Source organism: Parahaliea maris (assembly GCF_008064665.1).
Lineage (GTDB): Bacteria > Pseudomonadota > Gammaproteobacteria > Pseudomonadales > Halieaceae > Parahaliea > Parahaliea maris.
The window spans coordinates 1-1,773 of record NZ_VRZA01000018.1; the positions used below are offsets into that span (position 1 = coordinate 1).

The 1,773-nt window shown below is 53.0% G+C and carries 1 rRNA gene; it reads right to left on the bottom strand.

Going from position 1 to position 1,773, the window contains the following annotated elements:
* Window positions 1–41: 41 nt before the first annotated feature.
* Window positions 42–1,773, bottom strand: a 23S ribosomal RNA gene (locus FV139_RS20965); the annotation flags it as partial.

The window sequence follows — 1,773 nt, forward strand, 5'->3', positions numbered from 1 at the left end:
ACGTGTGCCTCTTACTGCGCACACCAAACAACTTGGATTATATGGTCAAGCCTCACGGGCAATTAGTACTGGTTAGCTCAACGCCTTACAGCGCTTCCACACCCAGCCTATCAACGTTGTAGTCTTCAACGGCCCTTCAGGACCCTCAAGGGGTCAGGGAGAACTTATCTTGGGAGGGGCTTCCCGCTTAGATGCTTTCAGCGGTTATCCTGTCCGAACATAGCTACCGGGCAATGCGTCTGGCGACACAACCCGAACACCAGAGGTTCGTCCACTCCGGTCCTCTCGTACTAGGAGCAGCTTCCCTCAATTCTCCAACGCCCACGGCAGATAGGGACCGAACTGTCTCACGACGTTCTAAACCCAGCTCGCGTACCACTTTAAATGGCGAACAGCCATACCCTTGGGACCGGCTTCAGCCCCAGGATGTGATGAGCCGACATCGAGGTGCCAAACACCGCCGTCGATGTGAACTCTTGGGCGGTATCAGCCTGTTATCCCCGGAGTACCTTTTATCCGTTGAGCGATGGCCCTTCCATTCAGAACCACCGGATCACTAAGACCTACTTTCGTACCTGCTCGTCTTGTCAGACTCGCAGTCAAGCGCGCTTGTGCCTTTACACTAACCTCATGATTTCCGACCATGATTAGCGCACCTTCGTGCTCCTCCGTTACTCTTTGGGAGGAGACCGCCCCAGTCAAACTACCCACCACACAATGTCCTCGCCCCAGATAATGGGGCTGAGTTAGAACCTCAACTTTACCAGGCTGGTATTTCAAGGTCGGCTCCACAATGGCTAGCGCCACTGCTTCAAAGCCTCCCAGCTATCCTACACAAATAAAGTCAAAGTCCACTGTGAAGCTGTAGTAAAGGTTCACGGGGTCTTTCCGTCTAGCCGCGGGTACACTGCATCTTAACAGCGATTTCAATTTCACTGAGTCTCGGGTGGAGACAGTGTGGCCATCGTTACGCCATTCGTGCAGGTCGGAACTTACCCGACAAGGAATTTCGCTACCTTAGGACCGTTATAGTTACGGCCGCCGTTTACCGGGGCTTCGATCAAGAGCTTCGCATAAGCTAACCCCATCAATTAACCTTCCGGCACCGGGCAGGCGTCACACCCTATACGTCCACTTTCGTGTTTGCAGAGTGCTATGTTTTTAATAAACAGTCGCAGCCACCTGGTCACTTCGGCCAGCCTCAGCTTAGGGAGCAAGTCCCATCACCAAAACCGGCGTACCTTCTCCCGAAGTTACGGTACCATTTTGCCTAGTTCCTTCACCCGAGTTCTCTCAAGCGCCTTGGTATTCTCTACCTGATCACCTGTGTCGGTTTACAGTACGGTTCCTCTATATCTGAAGCTTAGAAGCTTTTCCTGGAAGCATGGCATCAATCACTTCGCGCTACCTTGCGGAAGCACTCGTCATCAGCTCTCAGTCTTAGCAGTCCGGATTTTCCTAAACCGCCAACCTACAGCCTTAAACAGGGACAACCAACGCCCTGATGACCTAGCCTACTCCGTCCCTCCATCGCAATATAAAGAAGTACGGGAATATTAACCCGTTTCCCATCGACTACGGCTTTCGCCCTCGCCTTAGGGGCCGACTCACCCTGCGCCGATTAGCGTTGCGCAGGAAACCTTGATCTTCCGGCGGGGAGGTTTTTCACCCCCCTTATCGTTACTCATGTCAGCATTCGCACTTCTGATACCTCCAGCAAACCTCCCGGTTCACCTTCAACGGCTTACAGAACGCTCCTCTACCATGCGTGCA